The organism is Streptomyces olivochromogenes, from assembly GCF_001514115.1.
Lineage (GTDB): Bacteria > Actinomycetota > Actinomycetes > Streptomycetales > Streptomycetaceae > Streptomyces > Streptomyces olivochromogenes.
Window position 1 is genome coordinate 400,669 of record NZ_KQ948452.1, and the last position, 26,075, is coordinate 426,743.

22 protein-coding genes are annotated in these 26,075 nt (G+C 69.8%); 19 read left to right on the top strand and 3 right to left on the bottom strand.

Features of this window, described 5'->3' with window-relative positions; all coding sequences use genetic code 11:
• Positions 1-186: 186 nt before the first annotated feature.
• From AQJ27_RS07745 to AQJ27_RS07805, 13 genes are all read left to right on the top strand, one after another.
• A complete protein-coding gene (locus tag AQJ27_RS07745; protein ID WP_067363729.1) occupies positions 187-1,707 on the top strand; it encodes a UDP-N-acetylmuramoyl-L-alanyl-D-glutamate--2,6-diaminopimelate ligase in 1,521 nt (506 codons plus the stop codon).
• Positions 1,708-1,711: 4 nt separating this feature from the next.
• Complete coding sequence (locus tag AQJ27_RS07750; RefSeq protein ID WP_067363731.1) at positions 1,712-3,142, top strand: UDP-N-acetylmuramoyl-tripeptide--D-alanyl-D-alanine ligase; 1,431 nt, start codon at positions 1,712-1,714, stop codon at positions 3,140-3,142.
• A complete protein-coding gene (mraY, locus tag AQJ27_RS07755) occupies positions 3,142-4,212 on the top strand; it encodes a phospho-N-acetylmuramoyl-pentapeptide-transferase (protein WP_177323990.1) in 1,071 nt (356 codons plus the stop codon). Before AQJ27_RS07750 ends, mraY begins: the two co-directional genes overlap by 1 nt.
• Positions 4,194-5,618 carry a UDP-N-acetylmuramoyl-L-alanine--D-glutamate ligase gene (gene murD / locus AQJ27_RS07760; protein ID WP_067363734.1) on the top strand — a complete coding sequence of 475 codons (1,425 nt, stop codon included), beginning with the start codon at positions 4,194-4,196 and terminating at the stop codon, positions 5,616-5,618. Before mraY ends, murD begins: the two co-directional genes overlap by 19 nt.
• Positions 5,619-5,738: 120 nt before the next feature.
• Positions 5,739-7,106 (top strand): putative lipid II flippase FtsW, encoded by a 1,368-nt coding sequence (ftsW, locus tag AQJ27_RS07765; protein ID WP_067363737.1) that lies wholly within the window; start codon positions 5,739-5,741, stop codon positions 7,104-7,106.
• Positions 7,107-7,112: 6 nt separating this feature from the next.
• On the top strand, positions 7,113-8,204 hold the full coding sequence (gene murG / locus AQJ27_RS07770) for an undecaprenyldiphospho-muramoylpentapeptide beta-N-acetylglucosaminyltransferase (protein WP_054231490.1): 1,092 nt from the start codon (positions 7,113-7,115) through the stop codon (positions 8,202-8,204).
• 25 nt (positions 8,205-8,229) lie between these two features.
• Positions 8,230-9,024 (top strand): cell division protein FtsQ/DivIB, encoded by a 795-nt coding sequence (locus AQJ27_RS07775; protein ID WP_067363740.1) that lies wholly within the window; start codon positions 8,230-8,232, stop codon positions 9,022-9,024.
• 275 nt (positions 9,025-9,299) lie between these two features.
• Positions 9,300-10,493: a cell division protein FtsZ gene (gene ftsZ, locus AQJ27_RS07780; protein ID WP_067363745.1), complete on the top strand. Its 1,194-nt coding sequence runs from the start codon at positions 9,300-9,302 to the stop codon at positions 10,491-10,493.
• A gap of 26 nt (positions 10,494-10,519) precedes the next feature.
• The gene (gene pgeF / locus AQJ27_RS07785; RefSeq protein WP_096239805.1) at positions 10,520-11,227 is read left to right on the top strand and encodes a peptidoglycan editing factor PgeF; all 708 of its coding nucleotides are present in this window, start codon (positions 10,520-10,522) and stop codon (positions 11,225-11,227) included.
• 6 nt (positions 11,228-11,233) lie between these two features.
• Positions 11,234-11,953 (top strand): YggS family pyridoxal phosphate-dependent enzyme, encoded by a 720-nt coding sequence (locus tag AQJ27_RS07790; RefSeq protein ID WP_067363751.1) that lies wholly within the window; start codon positions 11,234-11,236, stop codon positions 11,951-11,953.
• Positions 11,954-12,082: 129 nt separating this feature from the next.
• Positions 12,083-12,733 carry a cell division protein SepF gene (locus AQJ27_RS07795; protein WP_067363754.1) on the top strand — a complete coding sequence of 217 codons (651 nt, stop codon included), beginning with the start codon at positions 12,083-12,085 and terminating at the stop codon, positions 12,731-12,733.
• 51 nt (positions 12,734-12,784) lie between these two features.
• Positions 12,785-13,069, top strand: coding sequence for a YggT family protein (locus AQJ27_RS07800; protein WP_054231484.1), 285 nt, complete (start codon positions 12,785-12,787; stop codon positions 13,067-13,069).
• Positions 13,070-13,115: 46 nt separating this feature from the next.
• On the top strand, positions 13,116-14,336 hold the full coding sequence (locus AQJ27_RS07805; protein ID WP_067363757.1) for a DivIVA domain-containing protein: 1,221 nt from the start codon (positions 13,116-13,118) through the stop codon (positions 14,334-14,336).
• Positions 14,337-14,826: 490 nt separating this feature from the next.
• On the opposite strand, the gene ileS is transcribed toward AQJ27_RS07805, so the two are convergent.
• Positions 14,827-17,976: an isoleucine--tRNA ligase gene (gene ileS / locus AQJ27_RS07810; RefSeq protein WP_067363760.1), complete on the bottom strand. Its 3,150-nt coding sequence runs from the start codon at positions 17,974-17,976 to the stop codon at positions 14,827-14,829.
• A gap of 630 nt (positions 17,977-18,606) precedes the next feature.
• Here ileS and AQJ27_RS07815 point away from each other — a divergent pair.
• The 5 genes from AQJ27_RS07815 to AQJ27_RS07835 all read left to right on the top strand — a co-directional run bounded on the left by AQJ27_RS07815 (position 18,607) and on the right by AQJ27_RS07835 (position 23,518).
• Positions 18,607-19,524, top strand: a complete 918-nt coding sequence (locus AQJ27_RS07815; protein ID WP_067363763.1) for a TraR/DksA family transcriptional regulator — start codon at positions 18,607-18,609, stop codon at positions 19,522-19,524.
• 92 nt (positions 19,525-19,616) lie between these two features.
• Entirely contained in the window at positions 19,617-20,213 is a 597-nt protein-coding gene (lspA, locus tag AQJ27_RS07820) for a signal peptidase II (protein WP_067363767.1), read from the top strand.
• A 159-nt stretch (positions 20,214-20,372) separates the two neighbouring features.
• The gene (locus AQJ27_RS07825; RefSeq protein ID WP_067363769.1) at positions 20,373-21,317 is read left to right on the top strand and encodes an RluA family pseudouridine synthase; all 945 of its coding nucleotides are present in this window, start codon (positions 20,373-20,375) and stop codon (positions 21,315-21,317) included.
• Positions 21,314-21,823 (top strand): GNAT family N-acetyltransferase, encoded by a 510-nt coding sequence (locus AQJ27_RS07830; protein WP_425275190.1) that lies wholly within the window; start codon positions 21,314-21,316, stop codon positions 21,821-21,823. The genes AQJ27_RS07825 and AQJ27_RS07830 overlap by 4 nt, the downstream gene beginning before the upstream one ends.
• Before the next feature lie 108 nt (positions 21,824-21,931).
• The gene (locus AQJ27_RS07835; protein ID WP_067363771.1) at positions 21,932-23,518 is read left to right on the top strand and encodes a Na+/H+ antiporter; all 1,587 of its coding nucleotides are present in this window, start codon (positions 21,932-21,934) and stop codon (positions 23,516-23,518) included.
• 236 nt (positions 23,519-23,754) lie between these two features.
• Here the strand turns inward: AQJ27_RS07835 and AQJ27_RS07840 are convergent, their stop codons facing one another.
• The gene (locus AQJ27_RS07840; RefSeq protein WP_067363772.1) at positions 23,755-24,906 is read right to left on the bottom strand and encodes a mechanosensitive ion channel family protein; all 1,152 of its coding nucleotides are present in this window, start codon (positions 24,904-24,906) and stop codon (positions 23,755-23,757) included.
• A gap of 99 nt (positions 24,907-25,005) precedes the next feature.
• On the opposite strand from AQJ27_RS07840, the gene AQJ27_RS07845 reads away from it, so the two are divergent.
• The gene (locus AQJ27_RS07845) at positions 25,006-25,575 is read left to right on the top strand and encodes a dienelactone hydrolase family protein (protein WP_067364783.1); all 570 of its coding nucleotides are present in this window, start codon (positions 25,006-25,008) and stop codon (positions 25,573-25,575) included.
• A gap of 125 nt (positions 25,576-25,700) precedes the next feature.
• On the opposite strand, the gene AQJ27_RS07850 is transcribed toward AQJ27_RS07845, so the two are convergent.
• Positions 25,701-26,054 carry a hypothetical protein gene (locus AQJ27_RS07850; RefSeq protein WP_054231476.1) on the bottom strand — a complete coding sequence of 118 codons (354 nt, stop codon included), beginning with the start codon at positions 26,052-26,054 and terminating at the stop codon, positions 25,701-25,703.
• Positions 26,055-26,075 lie beyond the last annotated feature (21 nt).

Genomic DNA, 26,075 nt, shown 5'->3' on the forward strand with positions numbered 1-26,075 from the left:
CCGGCCAGGACCCGGACAAGACCGCACGCACAACGGACCAGGAACCAGCTCGTGACAACGATCACCCCGGATTCCGGGAACCACGGCTCGCCACGCCCCTCGCTTCGCTCGGGCGGGGGTGCGCCCGGTACGCTCACCGCCGTGCCACACGCTGATCAGTCCCAAACCACCCAGAAGGGCGTTCCTGTGACATATCCGGGGCCGCCGCGACCGGTCCAGAACTCCGCCACACCCCTCGCGGAGCTCGCCGATCAGCTGGGTGTCACCGCCCCGGCGCCGAGTGCGGAGGTCACGGGCATCACCCATGACTCCCGCGCGGTGCGCCCCGGAGACCTCTACGCCGCGCTGCCGGGTGCCCGCCTGCACGGCGCCGACTTCGTGACGCAGGCGGCCGGTCTCGGCGCGGTCGCCGTGCTGACCGACCCGACCGGCGCCGAGCGCGCCGCCGCCACCGGGCTGCCGGTCCTCGTCGTCGACGACCCGCGCGGCCTGATGGGAGAGCTCGCGGCCACCATCTACGGCCACCCGGGGCGCGATCTGCTCCAGATCGGTATCACCGGCACCTCCGGCAAGACCACCACGGCCTATCTCGTCGAGGGCGGCCTGAAGACGCTCCGCTCCACAGGCCTGATCGGCACGGTGGAGATGCGCATCGGCGAGGAGCGCATCAAGTCGGAGCGCACCACCCCCGAAGCAACCGACCTCCAGGCGCTGTTCGCGGTGATGCGCGAGCGCGGCGTCGACGCGGTCGCGATGGAGGTCTCCAGCCACGCGCTGGTCCTCGGGCGGGTCGACGGCTGCGTCTTCGACATCGCCGTCTTCAACAACCTCAGCCCGGAACACATGGAGTTCCACTCCGACATGGAGGACTACTTCCGGGCCAAGGCGCAGCTGTTCACGCCGCAACGCAGCAAACTCGGCGTCGTCAACCTCGACGACGAGTACGGGCGCAGGTTGGCCGAGGAGGCCACCGTCCCCGTCGTCACCTTCTCCGCCGAAGGACACCCGGACGCCGACTGGCGCGCCGAGGAGGTCGAGGTCGGCCCGATGGACTCGGCGTTCGTCGCGGTCGGCCCCAAGGGCGAGCGGATCACCGCCAAGTCGCCGCTCGCGGGCCCCTTCAACGTGGCGAACACCCTCGCCGCAATCGTCGCCCTCGCCGTCGCCGGGATCGACCCGCAGACCGCCGCCGACGGCATCGCCGCCGTCCCGGGCGTGCCGGGCCGCCTGGAGCGCGTGGACGCGGGACAGCCCTACCTCGCGGTCGTCGACTACGCCCACAAGACGGACGCCGTCGAATCGGTCCTGCGCGCGCTGCGCAAGGTCACCGAGGGCAGGCTGCACGTCGTGCTCGGCTGCGGCGGCGACCGAGACAAGACCAAGCGGATGCCGATGGGCGCCGCCGCGGCGCGGCTCGCCGACACCGCCGTACTGACATCGGACAATCCCCGCTCGGAGGACCCCCTCGCGATCCTCGCGACGATGCTCGCGGGCGCCGCCGAGGTGCCGGCGCACGAGCGTGGCGAGGTCCAGGTCTTCGAGGACCGGGCCGCCGCCATCGCCGCCGTCGTCGCCCGGGCGCGGCCCGGCGACACCGTGCTGGTCGCGGGCAAGGGCCACGAGCAGGGCCAGGACATCGCCGGGGTGGTGCGTCCCTTCGACGACCGCCAGGTGCTTCGCGAAGCTATCCAGAAGACCCAGGGATGAACTTGTGATCGCCCTCTCTCTCGCCGAGATCGCAGCAGTCGTCGGCGGGCAGACGTACGACATACCGGATCCGGCGGTACAGGTCACCGGACCGGTCGTCAGAGACTCCCGTGAAGTGGAGCCAGGCAGCCTCTTCGTCGCCTTCGTCGGCGAGCGCGTGGACGGCCACGACTTCGCCGAGGCCGTCGTCGCGGCGGGCGCGGTCGCCGTACTGGCCTCCCGGCCCGTCGGCGTGCCCGCGATCGTCGTCGAGGACGTGCAGGCGGCCCTGGGCGCCCTCGCGCGTCACGTCGTCGAACGCCTCGGCGCGACCCTCGTGGCCCTCACCGGCTCCGCGGGCAAGACCAGCACCAAGGACCTGATCGCCCAGGTCCTGCGGAGCAAGGCGCCGACCGTCTTCACGCCCGGCTCGCTCAACAACGAGATCGGGCTGCCGCTGACCGCGCTGAGCGCCACCGAGGAGACCAGGTTCCTCGTCCTGGAGATGGGCGCCCGCGGCATCGGCCACATCAGCTACCTCACGCACCTGACGCCACCGAGGATCGGCCTCGTCCTGAACGTCGGGACCGCCCACATCGGTGAGTTCGGCGGCCGCGAACAGATTGCACAGGCGAAGGGCGAGCTCGTCGAGAGCCTTCCGCCGTCGGAAGCGGGCGGTGTCGCCGTCCTCAACGCCGACGACCCCCTCGTACGCGCCATGGCGTCCCGCACGAAAGCGCGCGTGATTTTCTTCGGAGAGTCCGGCGAAGCGGACGTACGTGCCGAGAACGTCCGTCTCACGGACGCTGGACAGCCCGCATTCAGGCTTCACACACCCTCCGGGTGCAGCGATGTGACCATGCGCCTGTACGGTGAGCATCACGTGTCGAACGCGCTCGCCGCGGCCGCCGTCGCCCATGAGCTGGGCATGTCCGCAGACGAGATCGCCCTCGCGCTCTCCGAGGCGGGCTCCCTCTCCCGCTGGCGGATGGAGGTCACCGAGCGCCCGGACGGCGTGACGGTCGTCAACGACGCCTACAACGCGAACCCCGAGTCCATGCGAGCCGCCCTGCGCGCGCTCGCGGCAATGGGCAAAGCCGCACAGGCACAAGGGGGTCGGACGTGGGCGGTGCTCGGTCAGATGGCCGAGCTCGGGGACGAGGCGCTCGCCGAGCACGACGCGGTCGGGCGGCTCGCCGTCCGACTCAACGTCAGCAAGCTCGTCGCGGTCGGGGGCAGGGAAGCTTCCTGGCTCCAACTGGGCGCATATAACGAGGGTTCGTGGGGTGAGGAGTCGGTGCACGTGTCCGACGCACAGGCGGCTGTCGACCTGTTGCGCAGCGAGTTGCGCCCGGGGGACGTCGTGCTCGTGAAGGCGTCCCGGTCGGTCGGGCTCGAACGGGTGGCGCAGGCGCTGCTCGACGGCGGTGCCGAGGGTGAGGTCGCGGCCCGATGATGAACCAGATCCTGTTCGCAGGAGTCATTGGTCTGTTCCTGACCCTGATCGGGACCCCGCTGCTGATCAAGCTGCTGGCCCGCAAGGGCTATGGGCAGTACATCCGCGACGACGGTCCGAAGGAGCACCACAGCAAGCGTGGTACTCCGACGATGGGTGGTATCGCCTTCATCCTGGCGACGATCATCGCGTACTTCCTGTCCAAGGTGATCACGGGCAAACCGCCGACCTTCTCGGGTCTGCTGGTGCTCGGCCTGATGGCCGGCATGGGCCTGGTCGGCTTCCTGGACGACTACATCAAGATCGTCAAGCGGCGTTCGCTCGGTCTGCGGGCCAAGGCGAAGATGGCCGGTCAGCTGATCGTCGGCATCTCCTTCGCGGTCCTCGCGCTGCAGTTCGCGGACAACCACGGCAACACCCCGGCCTCCACCAGGCTCTCCTTCGTGGAGGACTTCGGCTGGACCATCGGCCCGGTGCTCTTCGTGGTCTGGGCCCTGTTCATGATTCTCGCCATGTCCAACGGCGTGAACCTGACCGACGGTCTTGACGGTCTCGCCACCGGCGCCGCGACCATGGTCTTCGGCGCGTACACCTTCATCGGCGTCTGGCAGTTCCAGGAGTCCTGCGCCAACGCGCAGACCCTGACCAACCCGGCCGCCTGCTACGAGGTACGAGATCCACTCGACCTCGCGGTCGTCGCCTCCGCCCTGATGGGAGCCTGCTTCGGCTTCCTGTGGTGGAACACCTCGCCCGCCAAGATCTTCATGGGTGACACCGGCTCGCTGGCCCTCGGCGGCGCGCTCGCCGGTCTCGCGATCTGCTCGCGCACGGAGCTGCTGGTCGCGCTCCTCGGCGGCCTCTTCGTCCTGATCACCATGTCGGTCGTCATCCAGGTCGGCTCCTTCCGGCTCACCGGCAGGCGCGTCTTCCGCATGGCACCACTCCAGCACCACTTCGAACTAAAGGGGTGGTCCGAAGTCCTTGTCGTGGTCCGCTTCTGGATCATCCAGGGCATGTGCGTCATCGTGGGTCTGGGCCTCTTCTACGCAGGATGGGCAGCCAAGAAGTGACCGACTGGCAGGGTAAGCACGTCACCGTCGCCGGGCTCGGCGTCTCCGGTATCCCGGCGGCCAAGGTGCTGCACGGTCTCGGCGCCGTCGTCACGGTCGTCAACGACGGCGACGACGAGCGCTCCCGGGCGCAGGCCGCGGAGCTGGCGGCGCTCGGCATCACCGTGCGCCTCGGTGACGGCGCCACCCTGCCCGAGGGCACCGAGCTCATCGTCACCGCGCCCGGCTGGAAGCCGGACAAGCCGCTGTTCGCCGCGGCCGCCGCGGCGGACGTCCCGGTCTGGGGCGACGTCGAACTGGCCTGGCGGCTGAGAGGTCCCGACGCGGCCCCCTGGCTGGCCGTCACCGGCACCAACGGCAAGACCACGACCGTGCAGATGCTCGCCTCGATCCTGAAGGCGGCCGGGCTGCGCACGGCCGCGGTCGGCAACATCGGGGTCTCCCTCCTCGACGCGGTCCTCGGCGAGGAGCGGTACGACGTCCTGGCGGTGGAGCTGTCGAGCTATCAGCTGCACTGGGCGCCGTCACTGCGCGCGCACTCGGCCGCCGTGCTGAACCTGGCACCGGATCACCTCGACTGGCACGGCTCCATGGAGGCGTACGCCGCCGACAAGGGCCGTATCTACGAAGGCAATCGGGTCGCCTGCGTCTACAACCTCGCCGACAAGGCCACCGAGGACCTGGTGCGCGAGGCGGACGTCGAGGAGGGCTGCCGGGCGGTCGGCTTCACCCTCGGCACCCCCGGACCCTCCCAACTGGGCGTCGTGGAAGGCATCCTGGTCGACCGGGCCTTCGTCGAGAACCGGCAGAAGAACGCCCAGGAACTCGCCGAGGTCTCCGACGTCAACCCGCCCGCCCCGCACAACGTCGCCAACGCCCTTGCGGCGGCGGCCCTGGCGCGCGCCTTCGGGGTGCCCGCCGCGGCCGTACGGGACGGGCTGCGGGCCTTCACGCCGGACGCCCACCGCATCGCGCACGTCGCCGACGTGGACGGCGTCGCGTACGTCGACGACTCCAAGGCGACCAACACGCATGCCGCGGAAGCCTCTTTGGCGGCCTACGAGTCGATCGTGTGGATCGCGGGCGGACTCGCCAAGGGCGCGACCTTCGACGAGCTGGTCGCCAAGTCGGCCAAGCGACTTCGGGGCGTCGTGCTCATCGGCGCGGATCGGGCTCTGATCCGTGAAGCCCTTGTGCGACACGCGCCGGAAGTACCCGTCGTCGACCTCGACCGGACCGACACTGGGGCGATGCTCGCGGCGGTTCGGGAGGCGCGGGGGCTCGCCCGCGAGGGCGACACGGTGTTGCTGGCGCCGGCCTGTGCCTCCATGGACATGTTCGCCAACTACAACAAGCGCGGGGACGCGTTCGCGGAGGCGGTCCGCGAACTCGGCGCGAGCGCCTGACGGCGGGTCTCGGACGGTCCGGGCGCGCCCGGGATCCTTGGGAGGGACGCGTGACGCCATGGTGGGGACCTCCATCGCCCTGTGGGACGCCCTCCCGGGGCATGGCGGACGGAGCCGGTGATGGCCAGTAGCCGTACTGGCCGTCCCCCCGTCCAGCGTGCCCCACGGCGCCCCGCCGGACGCCCCCGTTCCCCGCGCGACAACCCGCTGCGCCTGCTCGTCCTGCGCGCCCGCAAGGCCTGGGACCGTCCGCTCACCGCGTACTATCTGATCTTCGGCAGCAGCCTGTTGATCACCGTGCTGGGCCTCGTGATGGTCTACTCGGCCTCGATGATCACGGCACTGCAGCTGTCGCTGCCGGGGTCGTTCTTCTTCCGCAAACAGTTCCTCGCGGCCTCCATCGGCACCGTGCTGCTCCTGATCGCCATGCGGGTACCGGTGAAGCTGCACCGGGCGCTGGCGTATCCGATCCTGGCCGGCTCGGTCTTCCTGATGATCCTCGTGCAGGTCCCGGGGATAGGGATGTCGGTCAACGGCAACCAGAACTGGATCTCCCTCGGCGGCTCGTTCCAGATCCAGCCCAGCGAGTTCGGCAAGCTCGCGCTCGTGCTGTGGGGCGCCGACCTGCTCGCCCGCAAGCAGGACAAGGGCATGCTCGCGCAGTGGAAGCACATGCTGGTGCCGCTCGTCCCGGGCACCTTCCTGCTGCTCGGGCTGATCATGCTCGGCGGCGACATGGGCACGGCGATCATCCTCACCGCCATCCTCTTCGGACTGCTGTGGCTGGCCGGGGCGCCCACGCGGCTGTTCGGCGGCGTGCTGGCGGTCGCCGTGACCATCGGTTTCATCCTGATCAAGACGAGTCCCAACCGGATGTCCCGGCTCGCCTGCATCGGCGCCACCGAACCCGGCCCGAACGACACCTGCTGGCAGGCCGTGCACGGCATCTACGCGCTGGCCTCCGGCGGACTGTTCGGTTCCGGCCTCGGTGCCAGTGTGGAAAAATGGGGACAACTCCCGGAAGCGCACACCGACTTCATCTTCGCCATCACCGGGGAGGAACTGGGCCTCGCGGGGACGCTGTCGGTGCTCGCCCTCTTCGCGGCTCTAGGCTATGCGGGTATCCGCGTGGCCGGACGCACGGAGGACCCCTTCGTGAGGTATGCCGCGGGAGGCGTGACCACCTGGATCACGGCCCAGGCCGTGATCAACATCGGTGCGGTGCTCGGTCTGCTGCCGATCGCCGGAGTCCCGCTCCCGCTGTTCTCCTACGGAGGGTCCGCCCTGCTGCCGACCATGTTCGCCATCGGGCTGCTGATCGCCTTCGCACGCGACGAGCCCGCTGCGCGGGCGGCGCTTGCGATGCGGCAACCCCGCTTTGGTAGAAAGCGTGCTGCGGTGAGAGGCTCCGCGGGGGCCGCGGGGCCTCGGAGATGGAACACGATGCGACGGCGTGCCTCGGCGGCGCGTTCGTCCGGAGAGCGGTGAATTTCGGTGCATGTCGTACTCGCCGGCGGGGGGACCGCCGGCCACATCGAGCCCGCGCTCGCCCTCGCGGACGCCCTGCGCAGGCAGGACCCGACCGTGGGGATCACGGCCCTGGGCACGGAACGCGGACTTGAGACCCGGCTCGTACCGGAGCGGGGCTACGAACTCGCGCTGATCCCCGCCGTTCCGCTGCCCCGCAAGCCCACACCCGAGCTGATCACCGTCCCGGGGCGGCTGCGCGGCACGATCAAGGCGGCCGAGCAGGTCCTGGAGCGCACCAAGGCGGACGCGGTCGTCGGCTTCGGTGGCTATGTGGCGCTGCCCGCCTACCTCGCGGCCAAGCGCCTCGGCGTGCCGATCGTGATCCACGAGGCCAATGCCCGGCCGGGCCTCGCCAACAAGATCGGTTCCCGGTACGCGGCGCAGGTCGCCGTCTCGACCCCGGACAACAAGCTGCGCGGCGCCCGCTACATCGGCATCCCGCTGCGCCGCTCGATCGCCACCCTCGACCGGGCCGCCGTACGCCCCGAGGCGCGCGCCGCGTTCGGTCTCGACCCCTCGCTGCCGACCTTGCTGGTTTCCGGCGGCTCGCAGGGCGCACGGCGCCTCAACGAGGTCGTCCAGCAGGCGGCTCCCTACCTCCAGCAGGCCGGTATCCAGATCCTGCACGCGGTCGGCCCGAAGAACGAACTGCCGCAGGTCCACCAGATGCCGGGAATGCCCCCGTACATCCCGGTACCGTACGTGGACCGGATGGACCTCGCGTACGCCGCGGCCGACATGATGCTCTGCCGCGCGGGCGCGATGACCGTCGCCGAGCTCTCCGCCGTCGGGCTGCCCGCCGCCTACGTCCCGCTGCCCATCGGCAACGGCGAACAGCGACTGAACGCCCAGCCGGTGGTCAAGGCCGGTGGCGGCCTCCTTGTCGACGACGCGGAGCTGACACCTGCGTGGGTTCAGCAGAACGTGCTGCCCGTGCTGGCCGACCCGCACCGGCTGTACGAGATGTCCCGCGCCGCCAGCGAGTTCGGCCGCCGGGACGCCGACGACCTGCTCGTCGGCATGGTGTACGAGGCGATCGCCTCTCGCCACCGCTAGGACCGTATGAGGGAAGGCAGGGAGCGTGGCCGGACCGACGACCGCCGAGCGCGGTGAACGGCAGAAGCTGGAGTCCGGCTCGCCCCGCCTCAGGCGGTTGCGTCGCCTTCGTATGCTCATCATCCTTTTGATCACGGTGGTGTTGGTGACGGCAGCCGCACTCTGGCTGCTCTACGGCTCGTCGTGGCTGCGGACCGAGAAGGTGTCGGTCTCCGGGGTGCGGGTCCTGACGGACCGGCAAGTGCGCGACGCGGCCGACGTGGCGGTCGGATCGCCGCTGATTTCCATCGATACCGACGCCATTGAGGCGCGATTGCGCCGGAAATTGCCCCGAATTGACTCGGTTGATGTCGTCCGTTCCTGGCCGCACGGAATCGGGCTGAAAGTGACCGAACGCACCCCGGTGCTCATTCTCAAAAACACCGGAAACGGCGGCAAGTACATCGAAGTGGACGCCAAGGGTGTGCGTTTCGCGACGGTTTCGGCTGCGCCGAGGGGTGTGCCCGCACTGGAATTGGCGGTGTCCGGAAAGTCCAAGGCGGCCGTTCTGCGTCGCTTCCCGGTCGACCGGCTGGTGCGCGAGGCGGTGGGGGTGGCGGGGGACATTCCGGCCGCCGTCCGTCGCGACACCCGGATCGTCAAGGTCCGTTCGTACGACTCGATCTCGCTGGAGTTGGGCGGCGGGCGCAGCGTGGAGTGGGGGAGCGGCGAGAAGGGCCGCGCGAAGGCCAGGACGCTCACCGCTCTCATGAAAGCAGCTCCAGGGGCCCGGCACTTCGATGTGAGTGCCCCCATCGCCCCTGCGTCATCGGGCAGTTGACGCACATCAGCGCAGGCCAGCACCCTGGTTGGGCAGCGCTACGCCTGATCACATAGGGTGAAAAGAAAAACGGGAGGTTCGGCGTGTTCGTTGAACGTGCGCCACTTGTCGACTTAGTGTCCTGTTCGGAAGAGTCCAAGGAACAGACACACTGGTAACCCTAAACTTCAGCGTTAGGGTTCGGGTCGGCGTTCGGACCGTCCCATTCGGCATCAGTCGTCGGATCGCGAGCGTGCGAGGCGACGACACGTAACTCGAGGCGAGAGGCCTTCGACGTGGCAGCACCGCAGAACTACCTCGCAGTCATCAAAGTCATCGGTGTCGGCGGCGGTGGTGTCAATGCCATCAACCGGATGATCGAGGTCGGTCTCAAGGGCGTCGAGTTCATCGCCATCAACACGGACGCGCAAGCTCTGTTGATGAGCGACGCCGACGTCAAGCTCGACGTCGGCCGCGAACTCACGCGCGGACTCGGCGCCGGAGCCAACCCGGCCGTCGGCCGCAAGGCGGCCGAGGACCACCGCGAGGAGATCGAGGAGGTCCTCAAGGGGGCCGACATGGTCTTCGTGACGGCCGGCGAAGGCGGCGGCACCGGCACCGGCGGCGCGCCCGTCGTGGCCAACATCGCCCGCTCGCTCGGCGCCCTCACCATCGGCGTGGTCACCCGCCCCTTCACCTTCGAGGGGCGGCGCCGGGCCAACCAGGCCGAGGACGGCATCGCGGAACTCCGCGAAGAGGTCGACACCCTCATCGTCATCCCGAACGACCGGCTGCTGTCCATCTCGGACCGCCAGGTCTCCGTCCTCGACGCCTTCAAGTCGGCGGACCAGGTCCTGCTCTCCGGTGTTCAGGGCATCACCGACCTCATCACCACGCCCGGTCTGATCAACCTCGACTTCGCCGACGTCAAGTCCGTGATGTCCGAAGCGGGTTCCGCGCTCATGGGTATCGGCTCGGCCCGCGGCGACGACCGCGCCGTGGCGGCGGCCGAGATGGCGATCTCCTCGCCGCTCCTGGAAGCCTCCATCGACGGCGCACGCGGCGTCCTGCTCTCCATCTCCGGCGGCTCCGACCTCGGCCTGTTCGAGATCAACGAGGCCGCCCAGCTGGTCAGCGAGGCCGCACACCCCGAGGCCAACATCATCTTCGGCGCGGTCATCGACGACGCGCTCGGCGACGAGGTGCGGGTCACCGTGATCGCCGCCGGCTTCGACGGCGGCCAGCCGCCGGCCAAGCGGGACAACATCCTCGGCTCCACCTCCGCCAAGCAGCGCGAGGAGCCCGCGCCGGTACGGGCCGCCGAGAGCCGTCCGTCCTTCGGCTCGCTCGGCAGCGTCACGCCGAAGGAGGCCCCGGAGCCCACCCCGGAGCCGGTCAACGAGGTCCAGGTCGCTCCGCCGGTCCCGCCGTCCCGCGCCTACTCGGACAGCGCGGCCGAGGAGCTGGACGTGCCGGACTTCCTGAAGTGATAGGACATCGCTCCGAAACGAGCACCGTGAGCGGCGCGCACTTCGCCTTCACCGACCGGTGGGGCGGGGTGAGCGCCGTTCCGTACGAGGAGCTCAACCTCGGCGGAGCGGTCGGCGACGACCCCGACGCCGTACGGACCAATCGTGAACTGGCCGCCAAGTCGCTCGGACTGGACCCGGCCCTGGTCGTCTGGATGAATCAGGTGCACGGGCCGGACGTGGCGGTGGTCGAGGGACCGTGGCTCTCCGCGGAGATCTCGTCCGTCGACGCGATCGTGACCGCGCGGCGCGGGCTCGCCCTCGCCGTCCTCACCGCCGACTGCACGCCGGTTCTGCTGGCCGACCCGGTCGCCGGGATCGCGGCCGCCGCCCACGCGGGACGGCCCGGCATGGTCGCCGGGGTCGTCCCCGCCGCCGTACGGGCCATGGTGGAACTCGGCGCCGAGCCCGAGCGGATCGTCGCCCGCACCGGACCCGCGGTCTGCGGCCGGTGCTACGAAGTACCGGACGAGATGCGCGCCGAAGTCGCCGCCATCGAGCCGGCGGCGTACGCCGAGACCAGCTGGGGCACTCCCGCGGTCGACGTGACCGCCGGAGTGCACGCGCAACTGGAACGACTCGGGGTGTGCGACCGGGCGCAGTCGCCGGTGTGCACGCTGGAGTCGGACGACCACTTCTCGTACCGACGGGACCGCACGACCGGGCGGCTCGCGGGCTATGTCTGGCTGGACTGATGGGGCATGACGGACCGTAAGGCTCAACTCGCCGCAAATCTGGCGAAAGTGGAAGAGCGCATCACGGCGGCCTGTGTGGCCGCCGGGCGCAAGCGTGAAGAGGTGACCCTGATCGTGGTCACCAAGACCTATCCCGCGGGCGATGTGCGGATGCTGTCGGAACTCGGAGTGCGCAACGTCGCCGAGAACCGGGACCAGGACGCGGCGCCCAAGGCCGCGGCTTGCTCGGATCTGCCCCTCTCGTGGCATTTTGTCGGTCAGTTGCAGACCAACAAGGTGCGTTCTGTGGTCGGTTACGCGGATGTGGTGCAGTCCGTGGACCGTGCCCGACTTGTCACAGCCCTGTCGAAGGAAGCAGTGCGGGTGGAGCGCGAGGTGGGCTGCCTCATCCAGGTCGCACTGGACGCGCAGGAGAGCGGCCGGGGTGAGCGGGGAGGCGTCGGAGTCGGCGGAATCGAAGAGTTGGCCGACCTCGTCGCCGGGGCGCCCGGGCTCCGGCTCGACGGACTGATGACCGTCGCACCGCTCACCGGGGCGTACGCCGGTCGCCAACAAGCGGCGTTCGAGCGGCTGATGGATTTGTCGACTGCTATGCGCCGCACGCATCCGGCTGCGAACATGGTGTCTGCAGGGATGAGTGCGGACCTCGAGCAGGCCGTGGCGGCCGGAGCGACACATGTACGCGTCGGTACGGCGGTACTCGGAGTCCGACCCGGGCTCGGGTAACGTCGCCAAGAAGTCGGACCACAGCAGAAAATATGGTCATTACCGCCACTGGCGGGCATAACGACCTCGTGGATCGCGGGCACTTGGCAATTCGTCAGCCGATCCACCACAGAGCGGAGGACTCAGAGCATGGCCGGCGCGATGCGCAAGATGGCGGTCTACCTCGGCCTCGTGGAGGACGATGGGTACGACGGCAGGGGTTTCGACCCCGATGACGAGTTCGAGCCCGAGCTCGACCCGGAGCCCGAGCGTGACCGGCGGCGGCACGAGCCGCCCCACCAGTCGCATCAGGCACACCAGGCACATCAGTCCCAACGGGATGAATCGGTACGAATGGTGCAGCCTCCGGCACCTCGCGATCCGGTGCCGCATTCCGCTTCGCTCACTGCGGAATCCAGCCGTCCGGCGCGGATCGCGCCCGTGGCATCCATCACACAAGAACGCGCAAGCCTGGAGAAGAACGCACCGGTGATCATGCCCAAGGTCGTGTCGGAACGAGAGCCGTACCGGATCACCACACTTCACCCGCGGACCTACAACGAGGCCCGTACCATCGGGGAACACTTCCGTGAGGGCACCCCGGTGATCATGAATCTGACTGAGATGGATGACACAGATGCGAAGCGACTTGTCGACTTTGCGGCCGGTTTGGTGTTTGGTCTCCACGGCAGCATCGAGCGGGTGACGCAGAAGGTGTTCCTGTTGTCGCCTGCTAACGTCGATGTCACGGCGGAGGACAAGGCCCGCATCGCAGAGGGCGGGTTCTTCAACCAGAGCTGAGACGCAGGACCGGATCAAGGTACGGAAACAGGGGAGAGGTAAGCACGGATCATGAGCGTGGTCGGGCAGGTTCTCTACATCGCGCTGACGTGTTTCCTCGTCGTGTTGATTTTCCGGTTGGTCATGGACTACGTCTTCCAGTTCGCCCGCTCATGGCAACCCGGCAAGGCGATGGTGGTCGTTCTCGAGGCCACCTACACTGTCACCGATCCACCGCTCAAGCTTCTGCGGCGGTTCATTCCGCCGCTGCGTCTCGGGGGCGTGGCGCTCGACCTGTCCTTCTTCGTACTGATGATCATCGTCTACATCCTGATCTCCGTCGTGAGCCGGCTGTGAACGATACGGTCTTGCCGAATGCCGACGACTACGTTGAGGTGAAGAGATGCCGTTGACCCCCGAGGACGTGCGGAACAAGCAGTTCACGACCGTCCGCCTCCGAGAAGGCTATGACGAGGACGAGGTCGATGCCTTCCTCGACGAGGTCGAAGCCGAACTGACGCGACTGCTCCGCGAGAACGAGGACCTGCGCGCCAAACTGGCGGCGGCCACGCGCGCGGCTGCGCAGAACCAGCAGCAGGGCATGCGCAAGCCGCCTGAGCAGCAGGACCAGCAGGGCCCGCCGCAGGGCATGCGAGGTCCCGGCGCCCCCGTGCCCGCCGGCATATCGGGCCCGCCGCAGCAGCAGATGGGTGGCCCCATGGGTGGGCCGCCCCAGCTGCCGAGCGGTGCGCCGCAGCTGCCCGCGGGCCCCAGCGCCCAGGGTGGCCAGCAGGGCCAGGGCCCCATGGGTCAGGGTCCGATGGGCCAGGGCCCCATGGGTCAGGGTCCGATGGGCCAGGGCCAGATGGGCCAGGGCCAGATGGGCCAGGGTCCCGGTCAGCAGATGCAGCAGCAGATGCCGGGCCAGATGCAGCCCCAGATGCAGCAGCAGATGGGTGGCCCGATGGGCGGACCCATGGGTGGCCCCATGGGCGGTCACGGCCCGCAGATGCCGCAGCAGGGCCCCGGTGGCGACAGCGCCGCGCGTGTCCTCTCGCTGGCTCAGCAGACCGCCGACCAGGCGATCGCCGAGGCCCGCTCCGAGGCCAACAAGATCGTCGGCGAGGCTCGCAGCCGCGCCGAGGGTCTCGAGCGTGACGCCCGTGCCAAGGCCGACGCGCTGGAGCGGGACGCGCAGGAGAAGCACCGCGTCGCGATGGGCTCCCTGGAGTCCGCCCGCGCCACGCTGGAGCGCAAGGTCGAGGACCTGCGTGGCTTCGAGCGCGAGTACCGTACGCGTCTGAAGTCCTACCTGGAGTCGCAGCTGCGCCAGCTGGAGACGCAGGCGGACGACTCGCTCGCCCCGCCGCGCACTCCGGCCACGGCGTCCCTGCCGTCGCCCTCCGCGCCCTCGATGGCTCCGGCCGGCGCGAGTGCGCCGTCGTACGGCGGTCAGGGCATGGGCGGTGCCCCGGCACCGGCGGCGCCCTCCTACGGCGGGCAGCAGCAGATGTCGCCGGCCATGACCCAGCCGATGGCTCCGGTACGGCCCCAGGGGCCGTCGCCGATGCAGCAGGCTCCCTCGCCGATGCGTGGGTTCCTCATCGACGAGGACGACAACTGACGGCCTGGAGTACGCCTTAGGCGTCGGCAGCGTTCAGGGCGGAGCCCCGGATTATTCCGGGGCTCCGCCCTTTTGCCGTGCTGTTTCGGGCGGGGGAGATTCGGTCGGGCGTGCGGTTCCTTGGGGCATCTGTACGGGGTACGCAACGCCGAAGGCCGGGGCCCACCAAGATCTTTGGTGGGCCCCGGCCTTCGTTCTTCGGCTGCGGGTGGGTGGGGGTTGCTCGCGCCGTTCCCCGCGCCCCTGAGGCCGGGGCTTCGCCCCGGATCCCCCGCCCGCCCGGATGTGCTCGGCTGCGGGCCGGTGGGGGTTGCTCGCGCCGTTCCCCGCGCCCCTTGAGGGCGCTGGCGCGCGTCTTTCGGCCTGTCCGGCGTTTGAGGACGAGGCCGTCAGGCCGATGGGGGGCCGGGGCGCAGCCCCGGCCCCCCATCGGCGCGGGGAACTGCGCGATCGGCCCCCACCGGGCCGCAGCCGACGAACCCGCCCGGGGCTACGCCTTGCGGAGGCGGAAGGTGAGGGACAGGCCCTCGTCGGTGAACGGGTCGCCGTAGGTGTCGTCGGCCTCGTCCTGGGCGAAGTCGGTGGCGAGGACCTCGTCGGCGATCAGCGCGGCGTGCTCGTTCAGGGCGGCGATGACGGCCGGGTCGGTGGACGTCCAGCGCAGAGCGATCCGGTCGGCCACGTCGAGGCCGCTGTTCTTGCGGGCCTCCTGGATCAGCCGGATCGCGTCACGGGCGAGGCCCGCCTGCCGCAGCTCCTCGGTGATCTCCAGGTCGAGGGCGACCGTGGCACCCGAGTCGGACGCCACCGACCACCCCTCGCGCGGGGTCTCCGTGATGATGACCTCGTCCGCGGCCAGCGTCACCGTCTCCCCGTCGACCTCCACCGAGGCGGTGCCCTCGCGCAGGGCGAGGGAGAGGGCCGCCGCGTCCGTCTCGGCGATCACCTTGGCGACCGCCTGGACGCCCTTGCCGAAGCGCTTGCCCAGCGCGCGGAAGTTCGCCTTGGCCGTGGTGTCGACCAGCGAGCCGCCCACCTCGGAGAGGGAGGCGAGGGAAGTGACATTCAGCTCTTCGGTGATCTGCGCGTGCAGCTCCCCGTCGAGGGACTCGAAGCCGATCGCCCCGACCAGCGCGCGGGACAGCGGCTGGCGCGTCTTGACGCCCGACTCCGCGCGCGTGGCGCGGCCCAGCTCCACGAGACGCCTCACGAGGACCATCTGTCGCGACAGCTCGGGGTCGATGGCGGACAGGTCCGCCTCCGGCCACGAGGACAGGTGTACGGACTCGGGGGCGCCCGGCGTCACGGGGACGATCAGGTCCTGCCAGACCCGCTCGGTGATGAACGGGGTCAGCGGGGCCATCAGCCGCGTGATGGTCTCCACGACCTCGTGCAGGGTGCGCAGCGCGGCCTTGTCGCCCTGCCAGAAGCGGCGGCGGGAGCGGCGCACGTACCAGTTCGAGAGGTCGTCGACGAACGCGGAGAGGAGCTTTCCGGCACGCTGGGTGTCATACGCCTCCAGTGCCTGGGTGACCTGGTCGGTGAGCGCGTGCAGCTCGGAGAGCAGCCAGCGGTCGAGGACCGGACGGTCGGCCGGAGCCGGATCGGCCTCGGAGGGGGCCCAGTCGGAGGTGCGGGCGTACAGGGCCTGGAAGGCGACGGTGTTCCAGTAGGTGAGGAGCGTCTTGCGCACCACCTCCTGGATGGTGCCGTGCCCGACGCGGCGGGCCGCCCAGGGGGAGCCGCCGGCAGCCATGAACCAGCGCACCGCGTCCGCGCCGTGCTGATCCATCAGCGGGATCGGCTGCAGGATGTTGCCCAGGTGCTTGGACATCTTGCGGCCGTCCTCGGCGAGGATGTGGCCCAGGCACACGACGTTCTCGTACGACGACTTGTCGAAGACGAGGGTGCCGACCGCCATGAGGGTGTAGAACCAGCCGCGGGTCTGGTCGATGGCCTCCGAGATGAACTGCGCCGGGTAGCGGCTCTCGAAGAGCTCCTTGTTCTTGTACGGGTAGCCCCACTGCGCGAACGGCATCGAACCCGAGTCGTACCAGGCGTCGATGACCTCCGGCACGCGGGTCGCCGTCCGTCCGCAGCCGTCCTGCGGGCACGCGAAGGTGACCTCGTCGATGAACGGGCGGTGCGGGTCCAGGTTCGACTGGTCGGTGCCCGTCAGCTCGGAGAGCTCGGCGCGGGAGCCGACACAGGTGAGATGGCCCTCCTCGCAGCGCCACAGCGGGAGCGGGGTGCCCCAGTAGCGGCTGCGGGACAGCGCCCAGTCGACGTTGTTGTTCAGCCAGTCGCCGAAGCGGCCGTGCTTGACGGAGTCCGGGAACCAGTTGGTCTTCTCGTTCTCCTGGAGGAGACGGTCCTTGATGGCGGTGGTGCGGATGTACCAGGACGGCTGCGCGTAGTAGAGGAGCGCGGTGTGGCAGCGCCAGCAGTGCGGGTAGCTGTGCTCGTACGGGATGTGCTTGAAGAGCAGACCGCGCTGCTGGAGGTCCTCGGTGAGCTTTTCGTCCGCCTTCTTGAAGAAGACACCGCCGACGAGCGGGACGCTCTCCTCGAAAGTGCCGTTCGGGCGGACGGGGTTCACCACCGGCAGTCCGTACGCCCGGCACACCTTGAGGTCGTCCTCGCCGAAGGCGGGGGACTGGTGGACCAGACCCGTACCGTCCTCGGTCGTCACGTACTCGGCGTTGACCACGTAGTGGGTTTCCACGTCCGTGGGGAACTCGACGAGCTCGAACGGACGTTGATACGTCCAGCGCTCCATCTCGGCGCCGGTGAAGGTCTCACCGGTGGTCTCCCAGCCCTCGCCGAGCGCCTTCTCGACGAGCGGCGCGGCGACGACGAACTTCTCCTCGCCGTTCGTCGCCACAACGTAGGTGACCTCGGGGTGCGCGGCGACCGCGGTGTTGGAGACCAGCGTCCACGGGGTCGTCGTCCACACCAGGAGCGAGGCCTGGCCGGCCAGCGGACCGGAGGTGAGCGGGAAACGGACGTACACGGACGGGTCGACGACCGTCTCGTAGCCCTGCGCCAGCTCGTGGTCCGACAGACCCGTCTCGTCGCGCGGGCACCACGGGGCCACGCGGTAGTCCTGGACCAGCAGACCCTTGTTGAAGATCTCCTTGAGCGACCACCACACGGACTCCACGTACTCGGGGTCCATCGTGCGGTACGCGTCGTCCAGGTCGACCCAGTAGCCCATGCGGTTCGTGAGTTCGGTGAACGCGTCGGTGTGACGGGTCACGGACTCGCGGCACTTGGCGTTGAACTCGGCGATGCCGTACGCCTCGATGTCCTGCTTGCCCGTGAAGCCGAGCTCCTTCTCCACCGCGAGCTCGACCGGGAGGCCGTGGCAGTCCCAGCCGGCCTTGCGGGCCACGTGATAGCCGCGCATGGTGCGAAAGCGCGGGAAGACGTCCTTGAAGACGCGCGCCTCGATGTGGTGGGCGCCCGGCATGCCGTTCGCGGTGGGCGGGCCCTCGTAGAACACCCACTCAGGGTGCCCCTCGGACTGCTCAAGGCTCTTGGCGAAGATCTTCTGCTCGCGCCAGAAGTCGAGCACGGCGTGCTCGAGGGCGGGCAGGTCGACCTGGGCGGGCACCTGGCGGTACGTCGGCGTTGTCATCAGCGAGCTTCCTCCGGCGGACTTTCTGCCTTCCGTCCGGAGGGACGAGAGCCTGAGCAGCCATCTCCTGGATGCTGCGGACGCCGTGCGCGGCGCGCTCCCGCGGTACCACCCTCCTTGGCTCCCCGGTGCGTGCTGTGCACCAGTGAGCCCCCTCATTGGGGTCGCGATGCCGGTTCTACCGGCCGCTGCTCGCTCGCTGCGGCTTTCTTCCGGCGGCTCCGGGGTGATCTTCGCGTCGCGCTCGCCCCCGGGCTTCCACCGTCCCCGGGTCGCTCCTGGCTGCGTACGCCGCTACTCGTCCCCATCCATGCTTCTCGCTGCGCCCAGTGTACGGCGCCGCGCGGACAGCGGCCGACCGGTTTTCAGGGGTACGCCGCCGGGGCCGCCCGGGGTGGTGCCGCGGCCGGCGCGGCGACTCGAACGGCGAGGCACGGGCGTCCGGATTCTGGGACGCCGGACCTGGCGGATTACCCGGCGGGGAGCTGGGCACAACGCATGCAGGTTCCTCGCGAGGGACCCGCGGGGCGGACGAAACGTTGGTGCGCCCGGTTGCCGCGGACCAGAAGTCGATTTATCGTCCCAGCACGATTTGCGCGCAAAATCACAATATGTGAAGGGGCCGCGGCCATGGTGGCGAAGAAGACCGCCGTACAGCAGTCGGCGTCCGACAGATCCACGGGTCCGGCGGCCAAGGATGTGGGCGGGAAGAAGAGCGCGTCGGTGGCGCACGCGGCCAACCCGGTGAACACCGCCACGAAGACCGCCGCGAAGCCGCCTACCAAGACGGCCACGAAAGCCGCTGTCGGCAAGAAGGCGGCCACCGGGAAAGCGGTCGCTACGAAGGGAGCCACCAAGAAAGCAGTCACCAAGAAAGCGGTCGCCAAGAAGACGGTCGCCAAGGAAGCGGTCGCCCGGAAGGCGGTGGCCAAGAAGGCCGACGGGAAGAGCGTGGCCAGGAAGAGCAGCGGTACGGCAAGGAAAAGCACCAGCACGGCGAAGAAGTCGGTCGCTTCCGCGGCCGAAGGTGCGGCCAAGGCCGCGAAGACGACGGGAGCCACGACGGTGGTTGCGAAGAAGACTCCTGGCACGGCCACGGCGGCGCAGAACCCCTCTGCGGTCCCCAAGGCGCGGATCGCCGCGGTGGAGCCCGGCGAGCTCGCGGTACGCCCCGGTGAGGACCCCTGGACCCCGGAGGAGGTCAAGGAGGCGCGCGCCGAACTCCAGTCCGAGGCGCTGCGGCTGAGCACCGAGATCTCGTCGTCCGAAGAGTCGATCGCGGGCCTGATGCGCGACTCCGGCGACGGCGCGGGCGACGATCAGGCGGACACCGGCACGAAGAACATCACACGCGAGCACGAGATGGCCCTGGCGGCCAACGCGCGCGAGATGCTGGAGCAGACCGAGCGAGCGCTGGAGCGGCTCGACGCGGGTACCTACGGGCTCTGCGAGAACTGCGGCGATCCCATCGGCAAGGCGCGGATGCAGGCCTTCCCGCGAGCCACCCTGTGCGTCGAGTGCAAGCAGAAACAGGAACGCCGCTACTGATTCGCGCGGGAGGCCTCCTGAGCACGTGGGCGCCGGGGGGTGTGCCGTACCCTCGTCCTCAGTCAGGCACCTAGGTCGAGGGACTCACTCACGTGGCAGAGGCGGAGCGCATCATCGGTACGCCGGATACCCCAGGAGCGGGGGGCGCCGAGCCGGAGCAGTCCGGCGTGGAAGGGACCGGGGCCCCGGCCGAGGAGCCCAGGGGCAGGCGCAGGATCGCCGTCCTGTTCACGGTGGCCGCCCTGGCGTACGTCCTCGACCTGGTCAGCAAGCTGATCGTGGTCGCGAAGCTGGAGCACCACGCGCCGATCGAGATCATCGGGGACTGGCTGAAGCTGGAGGCGATCCGCAACGCGGGAGCGGCCTTCGGCGTCGGCGAGGCGTTCACGATCATCTTCACGGTGATCGCCGCGGCCGTGATCGTGGTGATCGCACGGCTCGCGCGCAAGCTCTACAGCCTGCCCTGGGCGATCGCGCTCGGTCTGCTGCTGGGCGGTGCGCTCGGCAACCTGACCGACCGGATCTTCCGCTCGCCCGGGATCTTCGAGGGCGCGGTCGTGGACTTCATCGCGCCCAAGCACTTCGCGGTCTTCAACCTGGCCGACTCGGCGATCGTCTGCGGCGGCATCCTGATCGTGCTGCTGTCCTTCCGCGGGCTCGACCCGGACGGCACGGTCCACAAGGACTGATCGGTCCGTGCGGGCCGATCGGCCCGCACGGAGTGGCGTACGGGACGTCTGGACGGACCTTTGGAAGGACGTCCGGAAGGACGTCCGGAGGCAGGTCCACGGGCACTGCTGTTCGGGTGATGGTCCGGCGGTGTCCGACCCGTCCGGCATACTCGACGGGTGAGCACCATTCCCGAGATCCGCAACCTGCCCGTGCCCGACGGCCTGGAGGGCGAGCGCGTCGACGCCGCCATCTCCCGCATGTTCGGCTTCTCCCGCACGAAGGCCGCCGAGCTCGCCGCGGCGGGGAAGGTCACGGTCGACGGCTCGGTGGTCGGAAAGTCCGAGCGGGTGCACGGCGGCGCCTGGCTCGAGGTGGAGATGCCGCAGGCTCCCGCCCCCGTGCAGATCGTCGCCGAGCCCGTCGAGGGCATGGAGATCGTGCACGACGACGACGACATCGTCGTGATCATCAAGCCGGTCGGTGTGGCCGCGCACCCGAGCCCCGGCTGGAGCGGTACGACGGTGATCGGCGGCCTCGCGGCGGCCGGGTACCGGATCTCGACCTCGGGTGCCGCCGAGCGGCAGGGCATCGTGCACCGGCTGGACGTCGGCACCTCCGGGCTGATGGTCGTGGCCAAGTCGGAGCGCGCGTACACCTCACTGAAGCGGCAGTTCAAGGAACGCACGGTCGACAAGCGGTACAACGCGCTGGTCCAGGGGCACCCCGACCCGATGAGCGGCACCATCGACGCGCCCATCGGCCGGCACCCGAACCACGACTACAAGTGGGCGGTGACGGCCGAGGGCAAGCCGTCCGTCACGCACTACGACCTGATCGAGGCCTTCCGGGCGGCCAGCCTGCTCGACATCAAGCTGGAGACCGGCCGCACCCATCAGATCCGTGTCCACATGGCGGCCCACCGCCACCCCTGCGTGGGGGACCTGACCTACGGCGCGGACCCGACGATCGCCAAGCGGCTCGGTCTGACCCGGCAGTGGCTGCACGCGGTGCGGCTCGGCTTCGAGCACCCCGGGGACGGGCAGTGGGCGGAGTTCGAGAGCGACTACCCCGAAGACCTGCAGAAGGCGCTCGACAAGGTGCGTGAGGAGAGCTACGCGTGAGCGGCTCGGACGGGGCGCGCAGCGGGTCCGACGTGGCGCGGGGCGGCTCCTACGCGGTGCGGGTGGCCGAGGACGCCGCGGACCGTGAGGCGTGCTTCGCGGTGCGCAAGGAGGTCTTCGTCGGCGAACAGGGCGTCCCCGAGGACATCGAGTACGACGCGTACGACGCCGGTGCCCTCCATGTGCTCGCGATCCGCGAGGACGGGGTGCCGCTGGGCACCGGGCGGCTCCTGTACGGCCCGGAGGCCGCCGCGAAGACCGACGGCGACCTGACGGTCGGCTCGCTCGGCCGGCTCGCCGTGACGAAGGCGGCGCGTGGGCTCGGCGTCGGCGTGGCCCTCGTACGGGCCATCGAGGACGCGGCACGCGCGCGTGGGCTCGCCGCGGTGGACCTGCACGCACAGACACAGGCGATGGGGTTCTACGAGCGGCTCGGGTACGTGGCGTACGGCGAGGAGTTCCTCGACGCCGGGATCGACCACCGGGCGATGCGCAAGGCTCTGTGAGACGGGGTTCGTCGCACACGGGTTGCCGGGAGGGCATTGTCCTAGGCGCGTGGCACGCTTGGGGTCTGGCTCTTCCTTGATCGCCTAGACCTTGCCGGAGCGCTGACCGTGGATCAGTTGGCCCTGTTGTTCGTGCTGCTACTCGGGGCCGTGGTGAGCGTCCCGGTGGGGAACCGGTTCGGGCTGCCGGCGCCCGTCCTGATGACGCTCCTCGGGATCGTGCTGGCCGTGCTGGACTTCGTGCCCAACGTGGACGTGCCGCCGGATCTGATCCTGCCCCTGCTGCTGCCTCCGCTGCTGTACGCCTCGGTGCGACGCACCTCGTGGAGACAGTTCACCGCCAACAAACGGCCGATCTTCCTGCTCGCCGTGGCGCTGGTGTTCGTCACCACGGCGGCCGTGGCCTTCGTCGCCAGTGCCATCGTGCCGGGGCTGCCGATCGCCGCCGCCGTCGCCCTGGGTGCGCTGGTGGCGCCGCCCGACCCGGTCGCCGCGACGGCCGTCGCGGGGCAACTCGGGCTGCCCCGCCGACTGGTGTCGATCCTGGAGGGCGAGGGGCTCTTCAACGACGTGACGGCCATCGTGCTCTACCACGTCGCGATCGCCGCCGCCGTGAGCGGCACCTTCTCGCCGTGGCGGGCCGGGCTCGATCTCGTGCTGTCCGCCGTGGGCGCGGTCGTCATCGGGCTGGCGCTGGGGTGGGCGGCGAACAAGCTGATGTCGCTGCTCGGTGACGCCACGCTGCAGATCGGGATGACGCTGCTGGTGCCCTTCGCGTCGTACGTCCTGGCGGAGGAGCTGCACGGGTCGGGGGTGCTCGCCGTGCTCACCACCGCGCTGTTCCTCGCGGAGTACGCCACCGATGCCGACGACGTCATGACGCGGCTCGCCGGGTACACGTTCTGGGACGTGGTGGACACGCTGGTCACCGGGGTCGCGTTCGGGCTGATCGGGCTCGAGCTGCACAACGCGATCAGGACGGCGTCGGGGCGGTGGGGCGAGATGCTGGGCTGGGCCGCCGCGGTCGTCGCCGTGGTGGTGTTCGTACGGCTGGCGTATCTGATGCCGGCGACGTGGCTGACGAAACGGCTGCATGCGAAACGGGACTACGACGAGGAGATTCCGACCTCGTGGCGGGAGACCGTGATCATGTGGTGGTCGGGGATGCGGGGGGTCGCGTCCGTGGCGCTTGCGCTGGCCATTCCGCTGAAGATGGACGACGGGTCGCCGTTTCCCGACCGGGACGAGATCATCTTCATCGCGTTCGGGGTGATCATGGCCACGTTGGTGCTCCAGGGGCTCACGCTGCCGTGGCTGGTGCGCAGGCTCGGGGTGCGGGCCGACGAGGATGTCGAGAAGGCGTTCGAGAAGGAGCTGGCGGTTCGGGCGGCGAAGGCGGCGAAGCGGAGGCTCAAGGAGATCGAGGAGGTGGAGGAGCTGCCGGAGGAGTTGTCCGAGCAGCTGATTCGGCGGGCCTTCGACATCGGGACGCGGATCAGTCCGGATCTGGGGGACGAGGAGCGGCGGGAGGCGTATGAGCAGCGGGCTCGACGGGTGAAGCGGTTGCGGCGGATTCAGGGGGAGATGTTGAGTGCTGCGCGGCATGAGGTGTTGTCGGCGCGGAGTGAGCCGGGGGCGGATCCGGAGATCGTGGACCGGGTGCTGCGGCACCTGGACGTGCGCAGCTTGCGTTGAGGGTGTTCTCCCGCCCGCGCACCGCCCGTTTCCAGCCCGCTGACAAGTGACGGTCGCCTGTGGGGGTGATTCGCCGTCGGCGGCTGCGGGGGAGAGACACCACGGATACTCTGCGCGGCCTGCGGCCTGCGGCCTGCGGCCTGCGGCCTGCGGCCTGCGGCCTGCGGCCTGCGGGCGGTGCGGGCGGTGCGGGCGGTGCGGGGGGGCGAAGGGTGCGGGGGTGGGGTCCTGGGTGGTCAGCCTCGGCCTGGGCCCGTTCGTGGGGGGTCGGGGGTGAGGGGGGTCGTGGGGGCGGTTATCGCGCCGTCGGTGTCGTCGTGGTCCGGGCGGTGGGGGCGGCCGTTGGGCCAGTGCAGGGGCAGGATCGCCTCGGCCGTGTTGACGCGGGGGAGGGCGTAGGGGTGTACGTCGGTGAGCCAGCGGATCATGCGCTCGCGCACCGTGACACGTACCGTCCAGATGTCGTCCGCGTCCTTCGCGGTCACCAGGGCGCGCACCTGCATGGTGTTGGGGGTGGAGTCGGTGACGGCGAGGCCGTAGTCGCGGCCGTCCCAGGCCGGGCACTCGCGCAGGATGTCGCGGAGCTGCTCGCGCATCGCCTCGACGGGTGCCGAGTGATCGACGTGGAAGAAGACGATGCCGGTCATCTGGGGCGTGCCGCGGGACCAGTTCTCGAAGGGCTTGGAAGTGAAGTACGAGACCGGCATCGTGATCCGGCGCTCGTCCCACGTGCGTACCGTCAGGAACGTCAGTGTGATCTCCTCGACGCTGCCCCACTCGCCGTCCACGACGACCGTGTCACCGAGGCGCACCATGTCGCCGAAGGCGATCTGCAGCCCGGCGAAGAGATTCGCCAACGTGGACTGGGCGGCGACACCGGCGACGATGCCGAGGATGCCGGCCGAGGCCAGCAGCGAGGCACCGGCCGCGCGCATCGCGGGGAAGGTCAGCAGCATCGAGGCGACGGCCACCACGGCGACGATCGCGGACACCACCCGTTGGATCAGCGTCACTTGCGTGCGCACCCGGCGGACCCGCGCCGGGTCGCGGTGGGCGTTCGCGTAGCGGGTGTAGGAGGTCTCGACGATCGCCGTCGCGATGCGGATCACGAGCCACGCGGCGGACCCGATGAGGATCAGGGTCAGGGTGCGGCCGACGCCGACCCGGTGTTCCACGAGCAGCTTCGCCTGGTCGTACGAGCCGCGTAGCAGGGCGGCGAACAGCACGAGCTGGAAGGGGACCCGTGCGCGGCGCAGCAGGCCCCACAGGGAGGTCTCTTCGTGTCGGGCGTCGGCCTTGCGCAGTACGCGGTCCACGGCCCATCCGATGAGCAGCGTGAGCACGACCGAGCCACCGACGACGATCAGGGGACGCAGTACGTTCTCCATGCCTGAGACCGTAACCGGCTTGGGGCCGCCCTGAACATGTCGCCCCGGTCCCCGGGCCTCGATCCGGCGCTGTCAGTCCTGGCTGGCACCATGGGGCGCATGAACATCATGCTCTTTCACTCGACCTACGGGCCCCGGCCCGCGGTGCGCGCGGCGGCCGACCGGCTGCGTGCCGCGGGGCACGAGGTGTGGACGCCGGACCTCTTCGAGGGCCGCACCTTCGAGACCGTGGAGGAGGGCATGGCCTTCAACGACGGGATCGGCAAGGAGGAGCTGCTCAGACGCGCCGTCCTGGCCGCCGCTCCCTACTCCGACCGCGGCCTGGTGTACGCGGGGTTCTCGCTCGGCGCCTCCATCGCGCAGACCCTGGCGCTCGGCGACGAGAAGGCCCGTGGGCTGCTGCTCCTGCACGGCACGTCGGACATCGCCGAGAGCGCGTCGGTGGACGAGCTGCCGGTCCAGTTGCACGTCGCGGAGCCGGACCCGTTCGAGACGGACGACTGGCTGAGCGCCTGGTACCTGCAGATGGGCAAAGCGGGCGCCGACGTGGAGATCTACCGGTACGCGGGTGCCGGGCACCTTTACACCGACCCCGACCTGCCCGACTACGACGAGGAGGCCGCCGAGGCCACCTGGCGGGTGGCGCTCGGCTTCCTCGACTCGCTGTAGCGCTCCGGCGCACCGGGGCGACAGGCTGTCCAACAGACGGGCCCGGGTCATCTGTTGGACGACCCGGGCCTGCCTGTTCAACCTCGGTCAACCGCGCCTACCGGCGTGGTGGAGCGTCGGAGACCCTAGCCCGGGAAGCACTCCTTGGGCGGGTGCACCTGCGAGGGGAAGTGACCGGACCACACCCAGGACGTCGGCTTGGAGTCGTAGATCCTGAACCACCGTTCCCCCGAGGGGGTCTTGGTGGTCGAGCACTGGATCCGCAGGGTCGTGCCCCGCGGCTCCGTGCGGTACCTCGTCGACGAGGAAGTGGGCTGGGCGTATATGGGAGAGCTTTCCGCCGTGGTCAGGTTGACGAACGCCGGTGCCGCTGCCGCCGTGGCTTCCTGCGCCTCGGCGGATGTGGCGGTGAGTCCGGCGAGGGCCAGGGCGGCGCCGAGCACTGCGGTCTTCGTCAGGACACTTTGGGGGGTGGCCATGTGACTCCAATCGTGAGGGAA